Source organism: Enterococcus sp. M-BR2 (assembly GCF_056612775.1).
In genome coordinates, this window is sequence record NZ_CM152743.1 from 291,763 (window position 1) to 306,901 (window position 15,139).

The 15,139-nt window shown below is 39.0% G+C and carries 14 protein-coding genes, 1 tRNA gene, 1 pseudogene and 1 riboswitch; of the genes and pseudogenes, 13 read left to right on the forward strand and 3 right to left on the reverse strand.

Annotation, left to right across the window (positions count from 1 at the left end; translation table 11 throughout):
* Positions 1 to 35 precede the first annotated feature (35 nt).
* The 4 genes from rpoE to AC1F25_RS01380 all read left to right on the forward strand — a co-directional run bounded on the left by rpoE (position 36) and on the right by AC1F25_RS01380 (position 3,325).
* Positions 36 to 656 carry a DNA-directed RNA polymerase subunit delta gene (rpoE, locus tag AC1F25_RS01365; RefSeq protein WP_002292825.1) on the forward strand — a complete coding sequence of 207 codons (621 nt, stop codon included), beginning with the start codon at positions 36 to 38 and terminating at the stop codon, positions 654 to 656.
* Positions 657 to 921: 265 nt separating this feature from the next.
* A complete protein-coding gene (locus AC1F25_RS01370; protein ID WP_479994184.1) occupies positions 922 to 1,428 on the forward strand; it encodes an RNA polymerase sigma factor in 507 nt (168 codons plus the stop codon).
* Positions 1,429 to 1,444: 16 nt separating this feature from the next.
* Positions 1,445 to 2,344 carry an RsiV family protein gene (locus tag AC1F25_RS01375; protein ID WP_479994185.1) on the forward strand — a complete coding sequence of 300 codons (900 nt, stop codon included), beginning with the start codon at positions 1,445 to 1,447 and terminating at the stop codon, positions 2,342 to 2,344.
* Between the two features lie 90 nt (positions 2,345 to 2,434).
* Entirely contained in the window at positions 2,435 to 3,325 is an 891-nt protein-coding gene (locus AC1F25_RS01380; protein ID WP_049142024.1) for a polysaccharide deacetylase family protein, read from the forward strand.
* A 191-nt stretch (positions 3,326 to 3,516) separates the two neighbouring features.
* Here the strand turns inward: AC1F25_RS01380 and AC1F25_RS01385 are convergent.
* Positions 3,517 to 3,588: transfer RNA gene (locus tag AC1F25_RS01385), tRNA-Arg, on the reverse strand.
* 59 nt (positions 3,589 to 3,647) lie between these two features.
* Here AC1F25_RS01385 and rpoN point away from each other — a divergent pair.
* The 9 genes and pseudogenes from rpoN to AC1F25_RS01430 all read left to right on the forward strand — a co-directional run bounded on the left by rpoN (position 3,648) and on the right by AC1F25_RS01430 (position 13,300).
* Positions 3,648 to 4,979 carry an RNA polymerase factor sigma-54 gene (gene rpoN, locus AC1F25_RS01390; protein ID WP_081185560.1) on the forward strand — a complete coding sequence of 444 codons (1,332 nt, stop codon included), beginning with the start codon at positions 3,648 to 3,650 and terminating at the stop codon, positions 4,977 to 4,979.
* A 149-nt stretch (positions 4,980 to 5,128) separates the two neighbouring features.
* Positions 5,129 to 6,220 carry a sugar-binding transcriptional regulator gene (locus AC1F25_RS01395; protein WP_002316430.1) on the forward strand — a complete coding sequence of 364 codons (1,092 nt, stop codon included), beginning with the start codon at positions 5,129 to 5,131 and terminating at the stop codon, positions 6,218 to 6,220.
* A gap of 40 nt (positions 6,221 to 6,260) precedes the next feature.
* Positions 6,261 to 7,262 carry a type I glyceraldehyde-3-phosphate dehydrogenase gene (gene gap / locus AC1F25_RS01400; RefSeq protein WP_002292818.1) on the forward strand — a complete coding sequence of 334 codons (1,002 nt, stop codon included), beginning with the start codon at positions 6,261 to 6,263 and terminating at the stop codon, positions 7,260 to 7,262.
* A 109-nt stretch (positions 7,263 to 7,371) separates the two neighbouring features.
* Positions 7,372 to 8,562 (forward strand): phosphoglycerate kinase, encoded by a 1,191-nt coding sequence (locus AC1F25_RS01405; RefSeq protein WP_002292817.1) that lies wholly within the window; start codon positions 7,372 to 7,374, stop codon positions 8,560 to 8,562.
* Positions 8,563 to 8,665: 103 nt separating this feature from the next.
* Positions 8,666 to 9,421: a triose-phosphate isomerase gene (gene tpiA / locus AC1F25_RS01410; protein ID WP_002292815.1), complete on the forward strand. Its 756-nt coding sequence runs from the start codon at positions 8,666 to 8,668 to the stop codon at positions 9,419 to 9,421.
* Positions 9,422 to 9,536: 115 nt separating this feature from the next.
* Complete coding sequence (gene eno, locus AC1F25_RS01415; protein ID WP_002292812.1) at positions 9,537 to 10,835, forward strand: phosphopyruvate hydratase; 1,299 nt, start codon at positions 9,537 to 9,539, stop codon at positions 10,833 to 10,835.
* Between the two features lie 579 nt (positions 10,836 to 11,414).
* Positions 11,415 to 11,576, forward strand: coding sequence for a hypothetical protein (locus AC1F25_RS01420; protein ID WP_002292811.1), 162 nt, complete (start codon positions 11,415 to 11,417; stop codon positions 11,574 to 11,576).
* Entirely contained in the window at positions 11,564 to 11,941 is a 378-nt protein-coding gene (locus tag AC1F25_RS01425) for a hypothetical protein (RefSeq protein WP_479994186.1), read from the forward strand. Before AC1F25_RS01420 ends, AC1F25_RS01425 begins: the two co-directional genes overlap by 13 nt.
* A gap of 219 nt (positions 11,942 to 12,160) precedes the next feature.
* Positions 12,161 to 13,300 (forward strand): annotated as a pseudogene (locus tag AC1F25_RS01430) (ArgE/DapE family deacylase).
* A gap of 63 nt (positions 13,301 to 13,363) precedes the next feature.
* Here the strand turns inward: AC1F25_RS01430 and AC1F25_RS01435 are convergent.
* Together AC1F25_RS01435 and AC1F25_RS01440 are read right to left on the reverse strand one after the other, a co-directional pair.
* Positions 13,364 to 13,939, reverse strand: a complete 576-nt coding sequence (locus AC1F25_RS01435) for an ECF transporter S component (protein ID WP_002292808.1) — start codon at positions 13,937 to 13,939, stop codon at positions 13,364 to 13,366.
* 4 nt (positions 13,940 to 13,943) lie between these two features.
* Complete coding sequence (locus AC1F25_RS01440) at positions 13,944 to 14,918, reverse strand: nucleoside hydrolase (protein WP_047927403.1); 975 nt, start codon at positions 14,916 to 14,918, stop codon at positions 13,944 to 13,946.
* Between the two features lie 23 nt (positions 14,919 to 14,941).
* Positions 14,942 to 14,986: riboswitch (PreQ1 riboswitch) on the reverse strand.
* Positions 14,987 to 15,139: the final 153 nt, after the last annotated feature.

Genomic DNA, 15,139 nt, shown 5'->3' on the forward strand with positions numbered 1-15,139 from the left:
TGATAAGGAGTAGACTGTGAAAGGACGTGTCCTGATTGGAAATTAGTGTATTTGAAGGTGCAAACAAAAGCGAATTATCAATGATCGAAGTAGCACACGCGATCTTAGAACAACGTGGCGATGTCATGGATTTTTCTGATTTAGCCAACCAAATCCAAAACTATCTTGGCAAATCAGATAGTGAAATTCGTGATTCACTCGCACAATTTTATACTGACTTGAATATTGACGGCAGCTTTATCTCATTAGGGGATAATCGTTGGGGTTTGCGTTCATGGTATGCTATCGATTCGATCGATGAAGAAGTAAACCATGGAATGGACGAAGAGGATGAAGATACTCCGCGTCGCCGTAAACGCAAGAAAGTCAACGCCTTTATCAATGATGATGAAGACGCGATCGATTACAATGACGATGACCCAGAAGATACAGATCTGACAGAAGAAGACGACGATGATCTGTTTGATGACGATGATGATGAAGATGAAGAAATCGCTGCTTATAATTCTGACTTGCAAGAAATTGGAGCAGATGACCCAACAGATGATGAAGAAGACTTGCCTGGGAATATCGAAGAAGATTTAAGTATCATAGACGAAGACGATGATGATGAAGACTATGAAGAGGAAGAATTTTCTGACTCTGAAAAAGAATAAACATCATTTACTGTAGAGGCTGTGACGGAAGTGGTCAACTTCAAGAAATTTCCACTTATTTCCGAAGAAGCTACTTCTAGAACACCGTGTATCAGAGGTTACAACAGAGACGTTGAAGCTATCAGAATAAGAAGGTGTGACATGATTTTTGTCACACCTTCTTTTTTGTATATAAAAATTCAAAGTAAATACATAAAAAATAAAATAATTGAAACTTTTAGCGTACCTTGTACGTCATATTAAGTGAGGCGGAAAGGAGTGGAGAATGATTTTTACTGGATATAAGAAAAAACGGCAGATTGAAAAATACTGTCACCTGCTGAATGGACTCATCGAAACTGATTATCAAAAAATGTTCCGTATCACGATGAATTACGTACATGATAAAGAAGAGGCCTTAGATGTGATGCAAGATAGTTTCCATAAAGCACTGAAGTATTTTGAAAAAGAAAAAGAAATCGAGCATTTTAGTGCATGGTTTTACCGGATATTGATCCGCACGGCATTAGATAGTTGGCGCAGACAAAAAAGGACACCTGTTGACTTATTTGAAATTCAAGATATCCCGCAGCAATTACCTTTAGAAACTTCCGTTGCAGAACTCCATATGATTTTAGATAAAATAGACAGTCCGGAAAAAGAGATTCTGATCCTTTACTTTTTTGAAGGATTTCGTTTGAAAGAAATTGCGACTATCTTAGATATCAACGAAAACACAGTTAAAACAAAAATGTATCGTTCACTGAATGTTTTACGTCAAATCCTAGAATGAAGGAGAGAAGACCGCTATGTATTCCCAAAAAGAAAAGTTAAAAAAACTAAAGAAAACTTATAAAGAACAAGAAATTCCAAAAGGGCTTCAAGAGGAGATCCGTCAGCGTTTTCTTATCGAAGAGCAATCATTCATAAAAGCAAGACGGAGAAAGAGACGCCTCCAAGGGTTTGGAGTATCTTTGGCTATCGTGATGATTACAACAAGTAGTCTCCTTTTTAATAGTCAAGTTCGAAGCTTTGCAGAAGACTTGCCCATTTTAGGATCAGTCATTGAATTGATCTTAGGCGAACGTTTTACTAATCAATCTGAAAAAATCGATATTCAAGTACCGAAGATCCATACTCAAAATGAGAAAGAAAACAAAACGATTCATGGATTAAACCAAAAATACTTTCACGAAGGACAAGCAGATTTCAAAAAAGCTGAAAAAGAATATGGAAATCTTGAAACGGATCATTACCAAGTTCTGGGTGATTATCAGAAAATCGTAGACGATGACCGGTTTCTTGTGATCGAAAGACAGATTACCCAAACAGCAGCGGATAGCCACGTTGAAAAAAGATACGACACGATCGACAAGAAAAACAGTGTCCAGCTCTCACTTCCGCTGTTATTCAAAGATGACACCTATCTATCTGTTTTGACAAAAGAAGTCAAGCGGCAAATGGCCGAACAAGTCAAGGAAGATCCGTCTAAGTACTATTGGACTGAACAAGATATTCAAGAAGGAACGATAGAAAAACCAACACTTGTTACACCAACACGAAGTTTTTATTTGAATAAAGAGCATCAATTAGTTCTGACTTTTTCTCAATATGAAATTGCTCCTGGTTACATGGGAACACCAGAATTTGTCATTCCCAAGTCCGTGACAAAAACGATTTTGGCATCGGAAGATTATTTGGATCATTAGGCGAGAAGTAGTTGCAACTAGCAGTTTCAATTTTTTACAGTTATTTTCAAGTAAGTAATTAAGAAGAGAAAAAGAGAAAGAAGAGATATAGTGAAAAGAAATTACTTAGTTATCAGCATCATTGCTTTATCCGTGCTTTTATTTTTCGAAGTCACTTCGGTCGCATCCTTGATCAGCGAAGAGAAAGGACAAGTAACTTCATCGGAGCGTTCGTCACAATCTTTCAATCAATCAGAACAATCAACGAATAAAAACAAGTCGACTGAAACAGCTAGAGTTAACGCATCCACTCAAGAATCAGTGGAACCGGCACAAGGTCAATCAACTGAACCAGAACCAACACAAGAAAGTACAGAAGCTGTCCAAGATCCAACTGTCAAAAGTATTGCCATCAGTTTTGATGATGGACCAGGAGCGACCACGACACCACAGCTGTTGCAAATACTTAAAGAAAAAAACGTGCATGCTACTTTTTTTGTTTTAGGAGAAAATACGGCGCAACATCCTGAAATTGTGAAGCAGACAGCTGAAGCAGGACACGAGATTGGCAATCACACGTATGATCATCAGGATCTGGCGACGCTTTCTGCCCAGTCGATTACGGAGGAAGTGACAAAAACAGACACTGAGATAAAAAAAGTCACTGGTAAAACCCCCACTTTCGTTCGTCCGCCCTATGGTTCGATCACAAGTGTAGGAGCAAGTGTTATCCAGCGGCCAATCATCGAATGGTCGGTCGATTCAGAAGATTGGAAGACAAGAAATCCTGATTTGATTTTGCAGAAGATCCAAGCAACAGTATACGATGGTGCAATTATTTTATTCCATGATATTTATCCTGAAACGATTCGTGCCGTTCCTCAAGTGATCGATTATCTGCAAGAGCAAGGGTATCGCAACACGACAGTGGGCGATTTATTAGGGCATCCAACGACTGTCGAGAACTATTATGGCAGAAACGATCATCGGCCAGTCCAGTAAGTGAGACAAGTATCTTTAATAAATAACACATTTGAATAAGTAGTTGAACACATAACTACCTTACTTGCAAAGGCTTAACAATATTTATACAGATACAACAAAAAACTGTCCACCAATTTTCTTTGGCGGACAGTTTTCACTTAAAAATAAAGAAGCAACTATTCGTAAAGTATGTTAAAATAGCAGTAGAACGCGTCCTGAGGGAATCGAACCCCCGTCTCAAGAACCGGAATCTTACGTGATATCCACTACACTAAGGACGCAAGCACTGGGATAATTGTAACTAAACAGATAAAAAATTACAAGGGGATTGGACAAAAAAATGAAATTTGAGCAAAATTTTTCACAAAAACAGCAGCAGACACAGAAACTAGCCATGACGCAACAGTTGCAGCAGTCCATCCAAGTTTTACAATATAACAGTGAAGAGCTGTTGGCATTCGTTGAGAACCAAGCAATGGAAAACCCATTGGTGGAAGTTGTTGAGCCGGAATGGCAGCCAGATTACATAAAAGCTTCTTCATCTTCTTATGAAGGAGAAGAGACAAATTACCTAAATCAGATTCCTGATACAAAAGGGTCTTTATTTGATTCATTGATCGAACAAGTCCACTTGAATTACCGAGATACTTTTTTAAGGAAAATCGTTCTTTATCTTGTAGAATACATCGATTTGAACGGATTTTTGACGATTAGTTTAGAGGAAGCTGGAAAAGAGATCGGAGCGACGCCTATCCAAATGCTCGATGCGTTGACACTGATCCAGCAATTAGAACCAGCTGGAGTAGGTGCACGTAGTTTGCAAGAATGTCTCATGCTTCAAACGGAACGGGATGATTATGCGCCGGAACTAGCCTACATCGTGCTAGAAGAATGTTTTGAGCAATTGGTGGAGCGAAAATGGAAAGAGATTGCGCAGCGTTTTTCTGTTGATTTACACGCTGTTCAGCAAATATTCGACTATTTGCAAACATTGAGCCCAAGTCCAGGACGAATTTTCGACCGTAGTAGCGAATTGTACATTATTCCTGATGCCCGGGTATTAGTGGACGATGGAAATGTACAAGTCATCTCAAACCGAAAAAACCAGCCGAATATCCGATTCCAAGAGACCTACTTCAAGCAAATGTCACAACAAGCAGATAAAGAAACTGAAAATTATTTAAAAGAACGGAAACAGGAATTCGAATGGTTGAAGAAAACGATCCTCCAACGCGGGGATACAATTTTGCGGGTTGCTCAAGTCATTGTTTCTCGGCAAAAAGCTTTCTTTATCGACAAGGAGCGGCCCATCAAACCTCTTACGTTAAAGGAAGTTGCGACCGAGATAAATGTGCATGAATCTACGGTCAGTCGAGCAGTCAACGGGAAATATTTGGAAACAGATTTCGGTGTATTTGAGTTAAAGAAATTTTTCACTGCAAGAATCCCTACTAACGGTGCAGAACAGACAGAAGATCTTTCGGCAGATACTGCGAAGAAAAAGTTGCAGGAATTAGTTGATCAAGAAGACAAAAGCAAGCCGTTGTCGGACCAGAAATTGGTTGAATTGCTGAAAAAAGATGAGATAGCGATCTCAAGACGGACAGTAGCAAAATACCGTGATTTATTAGGAATCCCGAGTTCATCAAAAAGAAAACGTTATGATAATTAATCATCCAAAAGATCAGAAAAAGTATTTTACTTTTTCTGATCTTTTTAGTTGAAAAACGAAAGCAAAACTGTTAGACTAACAGTCGTGAGGTTGAGATTTCCCTTTATTGATGTGAAATTCGAAAAGTTAATTTCTTTTTTTTATCGTATATGGGTCGTTTTAAGTCTACATTGGACGCAAAGTGTCCAACTAAGGAGATCGCTATGCTAGATGAAATAAAAATGATTGAATCTGTTGCACCAGATATTATCGAAGTGTTGCAAGAACGCTATAAAATTTTACGAAATATCTATTGGATGCAGCCGATTGGACGTCGAAGTTTATCAGAAAGTATGGGGATAACAGAACGAGTATTGCGAACAGAAACAGACCTTTTGAAAAATCTGAATTTGATCGATACCTCAAAAAGCGGTATGACGCTGACAACTAAGGGTGAAGAAGTTTATCAAAGCCTTGAAAACTTCATGGATCAGCTTTTAGGTACGCATCAAACCGAACAACAGTTGGCAGAATATTTTGGTAATCAGCGCTGTATCGTTGTTTCAGGAAACAGCGAAGAGCAAACCAAAGTGGCTGATGCATTCGGCGAAGCGCTGAGTGAAGCCTTAGACCGACTGCTTCCGGAAGGCGAGAATATCATCGCTGTGATGGGAGGAACCACCATGGCAGTTGTAGCAGAACAGTTGTCTAATCTGGAAAATAAAAAACGGCATAACCTATTTGTCCCTGCAAGAGGTGGGATCGGTGAAGCGATAACTGTACAGGCAAATTCTGTCAGTGCAAGAATGGCTGCCAAAGCAAACGGAAACCACCGTGCACTTTATGTTCCAGAGCAATTAAGTCTGGCAACTTACAATTCTTTACTCAATGAGCCATCTATCCAAGAAGTCTTAAACTTGATTAGTGAGGCGAATTGTGTTATTCATAGTATTGGGCGTGCATTACACATGGCAGCACGTCGAAAGATGACTGAAAAAGAATTAGTCATGCTGAAACAAGCAAATGCTGTAGCGGAATCCTTTGGCTACTTTTTCAATGAAAAAGGCGAAGTTGTTTATAAGGTCCCTAGGATCGGCATAGAATTGCAAGATTTGGCGAAAGTCCCAATCATCATGGCGATAGCGGGCGGAAAATCAAAAGCCAAAGCAATTCGAGCTTATATGAAAAATGCACCAAAACAAACGTGGCTCATCACTGATGAAGCTGCTGCAAACGAGATTTTAAAAGGGGTAACCCTTTAAAATAAATATTTTTTTGATTTTCATAAGGAGGAAATCTTAAATGACAGTTAAAGTAGGTATTAATGGTTTTGGACGTATTGGACGTCTAGCATTCCGTCGTATCCAAGATGTAGATGGAATCGAAGTAGTAGCAATCAACGACTTGACAGATGCTAAAATGTTGGCACACTTGTTAAAATACGACACAACTCAAGGACGTTTCAACGGAACAGTTGAAGTTCATGAAGGTTCATTCAACGTAAACGGAAAAGAAGTTAAAGTATTAGCTAACCGCAACCCAGAAGAATTACCATGGGGCGAACTAGGCGTAGATATCGTTCTAGAATGTACTGGTTTCTTCACTTCTAAATCAGCAGCTGAAAAACATTTAACAGCTGGTGCTAAACGCGTTGTTATCTCTGCTCCTGGCGGAAACGATGTTCCAACAATCGTTTATAACACAAACCACGAAACATTAACTGGTAAAGAAACAGTTATCTCAGGTGCTTCATGTACAACTAACTGTTTAGCTCCTATGGCTAAAACATTGAACGACAAATTTGGTGTTGTTGAAGGATTAATGACAACTATCCATGCTTACACAGGTGACCAAATGACTTTAGACGGACCTCATCCTAAAGGTGACTTCCGCCGTGCACGCGCTGCTGCTGCAAACATCGTTCCTAACTCAACAGGTGCTGCTAAAGCTATCGGTTTAGTAATCCCTGAATTGAACGGTAAATTAGACGGAGCTGCTCAACGTGTTCCTGTTCCAACAGGTTCATTAACAGAATTAGTAACAGTTCTTGAAAAAGAAGTAACTGTTGACGAAATCAACGCAGCAATGAAAGAAGCTTCAAACGAATCTTACGGATACAACACAGACGAAATCGTTTCTTCAGATATCGTTGGTATGACTTACGGTTCATTATTTGATGCTACACAAACTAAAGTAATGACAGTTGGCGACAAACAATTAGTTAAAACTGTTGCTTGGTACGACAACGAAATGTCATACACTGCACAATTAGTACGTACTTTAGAATACTTCGCTAACTTATAAGATAGACAAACGTACAAGTGTAAATGATAGACATGTACATTTAAAAGCGGGGAAGCAATCGCGCTTCTTCCGCTTTTTTTGATAATAAGTTTATTCAGGAGGAAATAAAATGGCTAAGAAAACAGTGAAAGATATCGATTTAAAAGACAAAAAAGTTCTTGTCCGTGTTGACTTCAATGTTCCTTTGAAAGACGGCGTGATCACTGACGACACTCGTATCAAAGCAGCATTGCCAACAATCAACTACGTTTTAGAACAAGGCGGAAAAGCAATCCTTTTCTCTCACCTTGGACGTGTAAAAACAGAAGAAGATAAAGAAGGAAAATCTTTAGCTCCAGTTGCAAAACGTCTAGGCGAATTATTAGGTAAAGAAGTAACATTCGTACCTGAAACTCGCGGAGAACAATTAGAAGAAGCAATCCGCAACATGAAAGATGGCGACGTTGTCGTATTTGAAAACACACGTTTTGAAGATGTTGATGGTAAAAAAGAAAGCAAAAACGATACAGAGCTAGGTAAATACTGGGCTTCATTAGGTGATGTATTTGTTAACGATGCTTTCGGTACAGCTCACCGTGCGCATGCTTCTAACGTAGGTATCGCTTCAACTGGTATCCCAACAGTTGCTGGATTCTTGATGGAAAAAGAAATCAAGTTCATCGGTGAAGCAGTAGAAGAACCAAAACGCCCAATGATCGCAATCCTTGGTGGCGCAAAAGTTTCTGATAAAATCGGCGTAATCGAAAACTTGATTCCTAAAGCAGACAAAATCTTGATTGGTGGCGGAATGACTTACACATTCTACGAAGCAAAAGGAATCAAGATCGGTAACTCTCTAGTAGAAGCTGACAAAGTAGAACTAGCAAAAGAATTGATCGAAAAAGCAGGCGACAAACTTGTCTTGCCAATCGACAATGTCTGTGCACCAGAATTTTCAAATGATGTAGAAACACAAGTAATCGAAGGAGACATTCCTGACGGTTTGATGGCTTTAGACATCGGCCCAGCATCAGTAAAATTATTTGCTGATACATTACAAGGTGCAAAAACAGTTGTTTGGAACGGACCTATGGGTGTATTTGAAATGAGTAACTTTGCTAAAGGTACAATCGGTGTTTGTGAAGCAATCGCTAACTTAGAAGGCGCAACAACAATCATCGGTGGCGGAGACTCAGCTGCAGCAGCAGAACAATTAGGTTTTGCTGACAAATTCACACACATCTCAACAGGTGGCGGCGCAAGCTTGGAATTGCTTGAAGGTAAAGAATTACCAGGACTAGCAGCAATCAACGATAAATAAACAGCCAAGTTTGCTCTATTCTGACGAGTGATCGATCAAAAGGTGAAGGGAGTTTTCATGACTCCCTAGCCATTTTTCAATAAATTAAGGAGTGTGTTCCTCAATGCGTAAACCTATTATCGCAGGTAACTGGAAAATGAACAAAACTGCATCAGAAGCAAAAGAATTTGCTGAAGCAGTAAAAAACAAAATCCCTTCAAATGACAAGGTTGATTCAGTCATCGGATCTCCTGCATTATTCTTACAAGAATTAATGACATCAGCTGAAGGTACAGAACTAAAAATCTCAGCACAAAACTGCTACTGGGAAAACTCAGGCGCGTTCACTGGTGAAACTTCACCAGCAGCTCTTGCTGATCTAGGTGTTCACTATGTGATCATCGGACATTCAGAACGTCGTGAATATTTCCATGAAACAGACGAAGACATCAATAAAAAAGCAAAAGCTATCTTTGCAAACGGTATGACACCAATCTTATGCTGTGGCGAATCTTTAGAAACATATGAAGCAGGCAAAACTGCTGAATGGATCGAAGGACAAATTACAGCTGGTTTAGCTGACCTTTCAGCTGAACAAGTGTCAAACATGGTGATTGCTTATGAACCAATCTGGGCAATCGGTACTGGTAAATCAGCTGACGCACAAATCGCTGACGAAATTTGTGGTGTTGTACGTCAAACAGTTGAAAAACTTTATGGAAAAGAAGTATCAGAAGCTGTTCGTATCCAATACGGCGGTTCTGTAAAACCAGAAAATATTGCTGAATACATGGCAAAAGAAAATGTTGACGGTGCTTTAGTCGGCGGCGCAAGCTTGCAAGCAGATTCATTCTTGTCATTGTTAGACGCTGTAAAATAATTGGTGAAAATTTGCGAAAAATGCAAGAAATGTTTGCACTAATGAGCAAAATTAACTAAAATCGTATATGAGGGAAATCCCTTAGGAAAAAACAAACTCAAAGGAGAGACAAAACATGTCAATTATTACTGATGTTTACGCTCGCGAGATCTTAGACTCACGTGGTAACCCAACAATCGAAGTAGAAGTATACACAGAAAGCGGAGCTTTTGGCCGCGGAATGGTTCCTTCAGGTGCTTCAACTGGTGAATACGAAGCAGTTGAATTACGTGACGGAGACAAAGCTCGTTATGGCGGTAAAGGTGTAACTAAAGCTGTCGACAACGTAAACAACATCATTGCTGAAGCAATCATTGGCTACGATGTTCGTGACCAAATGGCTATCGACAAAGCTATGATCGCTTTAGACGGAACTCCTAACAAAGGTAAATTAGGTGCGAACGCTATTTTAGGTGTTTCTATCGCTGTTGCACGTGCAGCTGCTGACTACCTAGAAGTACCTTTATACCACTACCTAGGCGGATTCAACACGAAAGTATTGCCAACACCAATGATGAACATCATTAACGGCGGATCACATGCTGATAACTCAATCGACTTCCAAGAATTCATGATCATGCCTGTTGGCGCTCCAACATTCAAAGAAGCTCTACGTATGGGTGCTGAAGTATTCCATGCATTAGCTTCAATCTTGAAAGCTCGCGGATTAGCAACTTCTGTTGGTGACGAAGGTGGATTTGCTCCAAACCTTGGTTCAAACGAAGAAGGTTTCGAAGTAATCATCGAAGCAATCGAAAAAGCTGGCTATGTACCTGGTAAAGACGTTGTTCTTGCTATGGATGCTGCTTCTTCAGAATTCTATGACAAAGAAAAAGGCGTTTACGTACTAGCTGACTCAGGCGAAGGTGAAAAAACAACTGACGAAATGATCAAATTCTACGAAGAATTAGTTTCTAAATATCCAATCATCTCAATCGAAGACGGATTAGACGAAAACGACTGGGACGGATTCAAGAAATTAACTGACGTATTAGGCGACAAAGTTCAATTAGTTGGTGACGACTTGTTCGTAACAAACACTCAAAAATTATCTGAAGGTATCGAAAAAGGAATTGCTAACTCAATCCTTATCAAAGTGAACCAAATCGGTACATTAACAGAAACTTTCGAAGCTATCGAAATGGCTAAAGAAGCTGGCTACACAGCAGTTGTATCTCACCGTTCTGGTGAAACAGAAGATTCAACAATCTCTGATATCGCTGTTGCAACAAACGCTGGTCAAATCAAAACAGGTTCTCTATCACGTACTGACCGTATTGCTAAATACAATCAATTACTACGTATCGAAGACCAACTTGGTGAAGTTGCAGAATACAAAGGTTTGAAATCTTTCTACAACTTGAAAAACAAATAATTCTTTTCTAATGAAGATACATGATCGACCGATTGAAAGATAGACGAGCATGATCACTTAGTTAAGTAATCAGACTCTCTACCTGCTGATTTCAGCAAGTAGAGAGTTTTTTTGTTGTGAAAATCATTTGATGAATAAATCTCTTTTTTAAGAACAGAAAAATCGGGAGAGTACATAAATTATTATAATAACAACTGTTTATTTATATGTATCACATAAACCCTATTATATAAATATCCATATTTATTAAAAATAACTCATAATTTTATTTTTGTAACTGGCTTCTGTATATAATATTTACAAATATCGATACGAGATAATCGTATCGAAAAAAATCAGTTATCAAGAGATAACATCGTATAGGACCTTTTAAGGATAGAACAATAAGAGAGGAGGAAGCAGTCTTCGTTTCATTCATATCCTTTTACGCTCGGATAGGATGATTCTCTTCAAAAAGGGGATGGCAATCTTCCTCTTTCGATAAAAATCATTTGAACAGGGAGACAGAAAAATGAAAAAATTTTAGATAATTACAATGATAAAAATTATAAATATGGGATAACTACAAATATTTTTGGGATGGATCCGACTTACTGTTCTAAAATCGTCTGGCAAGCTTATTGGTATGCTTCGGCTGCTGTGCAGGTAGGAGGAATGTATCAGCCGCTTATTGCTTTGCCATACGATCTTCCTGATTATTTTGATGAAAGAGCGATCCATATCTTAACATGGGAGAATTGATGATGAGAAGGAGGATTTCTAAAAAAAGAAATTACTGTTCTAAGATTTTTATTTCGATAGGTTTACTGTTAGGGGGTACATGGCTCTATCAATTTCCAATCAAGAAACATATAGCTACACGAGCACTGTATCAATTATTAGAGGAGGAATACCAATTAACCGATTATGATATTTTTATTTCAAGAGTGGTGAAAGATACGAAAAGTGGTAGAGGCGGTGTCAGTATTTTTTTCATGGTAAGGAGTAGTTTGTATGAATATGAGTATGACTACTCTCTTGAAGAAAATAATTGGCTACGTGGTTATTACGTAAGGAGGGGTAATTATAGATCATGTGATACTCTTATTTTCAATGATGAGGAATAAAATGATTTGACTACAGAAGAACAGTTCAACAAAGTAGCTTCTCTTGTTTTTTTACTTGGTTGGATTTACTAGCGTAGAGGCAAGATTTTGAACGCCATTTACTTGGAAAAGGGGAATGTGACGCTGCTTTTGTCACGCCCTTTTTTTCTGTGGCCTCTCTTATTTGAAAATCTAGGCGTACTCCAATACAATAAAAAGAAACGGCAAGGAGAAGATTAGATGAAAAAAGAAGAAAAAATTGCGATTTTACAAGAGATTATCCGAATAAAATCAGTGAATGGAAACGAAGGCGAAGTAGCAGCTTATTTGAATAAGCTTTTGGAAAAACATGGCATAATAGGAGAACTCGTTTCTTACAGTAATGGTAGAGATAATCTGATTGCTCAATTCCAAAAAGGGCAATCAGGAAAAGTGTTAGGCCTATCTGGTCATATGGATGTCGTGGCGGCGGGGAATGAATCGTCTTGGACCTATGCGCCCTTTGCAGCAGAAATCCATGGGAATCGTTTGTACGGACGTGGTGCTACAGATATGAAGAGTGGCTTGGCGGCAATGGTGATTGCCATGATCGAACTCAAAGAGTCAGGAAAACCATTTAACGGAACAGTCAAATTATTAGCCACTGTCGGAGAAGAAGTGGGTGAATTAGGTGGGGAACAGCTCACGAAAGCTGGTTATGTGGATGACTTAGATGCCTTGATCATCGGAGAGCCAACTAATTACAGTTTGATGTATACACACATGGGATAAATCAACTATACGGTCATCTCGCACGGAAAAGAAGCGCATAGCTCTATGCCAGACCAAGGCTATAATGCGATCAATCATCTAAATGAATTTATTACGAAAGCAAATGCTGAAATGAATCACCTCGCTGAAACAATCGAGAATCCCGTCTTAGGAAAAACAATCCATAATGTCACGTTGATTAGTGGCGGAAATCAAGTAAACAGCATTCCGAGCCTCGCGCAGCTTCAAGGGAACATCCGATCGATTCCTGAATATCCAAATGATAAAATCATTGCATTACTGCAATCAATCGTCAAGAAATTGAATCAAGAGACAGACTACCATTTGGAATTGACGATCGATTACAACAAAATACCTGTCAAAGCTGATCCAGATTCTCCTTTGATTCATTGCATTCAGCAACAATTCAGTCAGCCATTACCTTTAGTTGGAGCGGCAGCAACCACAGATGCAGCCGAATTTACGAAAGCTGACCACTCCTTTGACTTTGTCGTCTTTGGACCTGGTGTCGTTACTTTGCCTCATCAAATAGATGAGTATGTCGAGCTCGATAATTATTTAGATATGATCGAAAAATATCAAGCTATTATTTTATCCTACTTAGCGTAAGTTTTTTAATAGATGAAAAACAGAGCCAGATGAGCAACTTTTTGCTCATCTGGCTCTGTTTGTTCATCCTATTTTTCTCTTGGAATATATCAAGCGCTGCGGCAACATAGTGATGACTAATGAAACAACGACGACAGATAGCAGACGGTCAAGGTAGTCTGTGCCTGCCTGTACCAAGATCACACTGATGGTTTGATCGAAACCTAACCCATGTAATAATTGGACGATCATGCTAGACCCTGAGGAAGTGATTCCGCCAAATAACTGAACGGTAATGATCGAAGAGACGATCGTTCCAGGTACAGACAAAATCAAAGCGAGTAATAAGAGTTTCAAACGTTTTTTATCTTTGTCGAGATACCTTGGTAAAATCAATCCAGCCAACAAACCTGTGAGGATTTGGATCGGTGAATAATACAGTGAAAAAATATCTGTAGTCACCCCACTTAATACACCGCTGGATAGTCCTGTCAACATTCCTGGTATGGGACCAAGTAACGCGCCAGCAAAAATCGTTCCAATAGAGTCTAGATAGATTGGCAAACGAAGCCATAAAGCAATCGTTCCTCCAACATAATTGATCCCAATACACAAAGCCATCATTGTAAGTACGCGAGTTGCCATCTTGTTTTTATTCATTTTGTTAACCCATCTTTAACCTTTCCAAATCTTTCATAATCGTTTCTTCTTGTGCATTTAAAAGAACGGTTAAAAACTTTTGGAAAAAAAGACGAGTATCTACTTTTATCATAATTTTACTGTTAGCAGATTTCTGCCAAAATTCATAACGATCAACCAATGTTTGTCCGCGACTTATTCCTTGAGTTTCTACAGCAGTGAAGCTTTTAAAGCCTTCACAGATGGACTCATCGATAAAATAAGCAACAGCTAACGGATCATTGATGACACATCCTAAGATTCTTTCTTGTTTCCAGTGAAAGTCAAAATAAAAACGAGTGATCGCTTTTAGATACTCTCCCTCTTCAGGATTCATTTGGCAGCAATATTCAAGGATAGTCGGTGTCAAGACGATTTCTCTTGTCACATCTAACCCAACCATTTCTATCGGTTGTTTGAGCTTTTCGAATACATAAGAAGCTGCTTCAGGATCACACCAGTAATTGTATTCAGCAACTGGTGAACAGTTACCATGGACTTTGTAAGTTCCGCCCATTGAGACAAAACGATCCATATGTTTCCCAACAGATGGGTTGTTTTTCAAAGCAGAAGCGATATTGGTCAAAGGCCCCAAAGCAATGACTGATGTATCTGTTTTTTCTTTGAAATAATCAGTCAGAAAATCAACTGCATGGAGCGATTCTGCCTGTTTGGCTAAGACCATCGGGAAATTTGTGTCCCCTAATCCATCCAACCCATGAGTGTCTTGCGCACTAATGAAAGGTTGCTTCAAAGGTTTTCCCATTCCTTGATAAACAGGGATATCTAAACGATCACAGCGTTCCAAACATTTCAGCACATTCTGCGTACCGATATCTACAGGGACATTCCCACAAACGACGGTAATAGCAACTACTTCGATATCAGGGGATTTGACAGCTAGTGATAAAGCTAAAGTGTCGTCGATCCCTGGATCGCAATCAATAATTACTTTTCGCATTATTTCCAATCTCCTTTCTTTAGAGATACTTAGTTTTTTATTCTGGGAAGTTTCCGAACCAGTCCAAGACGAGCGTCTTGTTTATAATGCACGAAATTAGTATACTGGCTTTTATTGTGAATGTAAATGCTCTCTTACAAGTAAATCTATTGAGAAGAACTTTAAGTAAATGATACAATGAAAAGGAAATGGAATTTACGTGTGCCGAAGAAAAAGAATCC

What these genes read in the sequence shown, in the direction of transcription:
- AC1F25_RS01420 (WP_002292811.1), top strand. Translation starts at nt 11,415, where the DNA reads ATGGATCCGACTTACTGTTCTAAAATCGTCTGGCAAGCTTATTGGTAT.
- AC1F25_RS01440 (WP_047927403.1), bottom strand. Translation starts at nt 14,918, where the DNA reads ATGCGAAAAGTAATTATTGATTGCGATCCAGGGATCGACGACACTTTA.
- AC1F25_RS01405 (WP_002292817.1), top strand. Translation starts at nt 7,372, where the DNA reads ATGGCTAAGAAAACAGTGAAAGATATCGATTTAAAAGACAAAAAAGTT.
- rpoN (WP_081185560.1), top strand. Translation starts at nt 3,648, where the DNA reads ATGAAATTTGAGCAAAATTTTTCACAAAAACAGCAGCAGACACAGAAA.
- eno (WP_002292812.1), top strand. Translation starts at nt 9,537, where the DNA reads ATGTCAATTATTACTGATGTTTACGCTCGCGAGATCTTAGACTCACGT.
- AC1F25_RS01425 (WP_479994186.1), top strand. Translation starts at nt 11,564, where the DNA reads ATGGGAGAATTGATGATGAGAAGGAGGATTTCTAAAAAAAGAAATTAC.
- AC1F25_RS01435 (WP_002292808.1), bottom strand. Translation starts at nt 13,939, where the DNA reads ATGAATAAAAACAAGATGGCAACTCGCGTACTTACAATGATGGCTTTG.
- tpiA (WP_002292815.1), top strand. Translation starts at nt 8,666, where the DNA reads ATGCGTAAACCTATTATCGCAGGTAACTGGAAAATGAACAAAACTGCA.
- AC1F25_RS01395 (WP_002316430.1), top strand. Translation starts at nt 5,129, where the DNA reads ATGGGTCGTTTTAAGTCTACATTGGACGCAAAGTGTCCAACTAAGGAG.
- AC1F25_RS01370 (WP_479994184.1), top strand. Translation starts at nt 922, where the DNA reads ATGATTTTTACTGGATATAAGAAAAAACGGCAGATTGAAAAATACTGT.
- AC1F25_RS01375 (WP_479994185.1), top strand. Translation starts at nt 1,445, where the DNA reads ATGTATTCCCAAAAAGAAAAGTTAAAAAAACTAAAGAAAACTTATAAA.
- gap (WP_002292818.1), top strand. Translation starts at nt 6,261, where the DNA reads ATGACAGTTAAAGTAGGTATTAATGGTTTTGGACGTATTGGACGTCTA.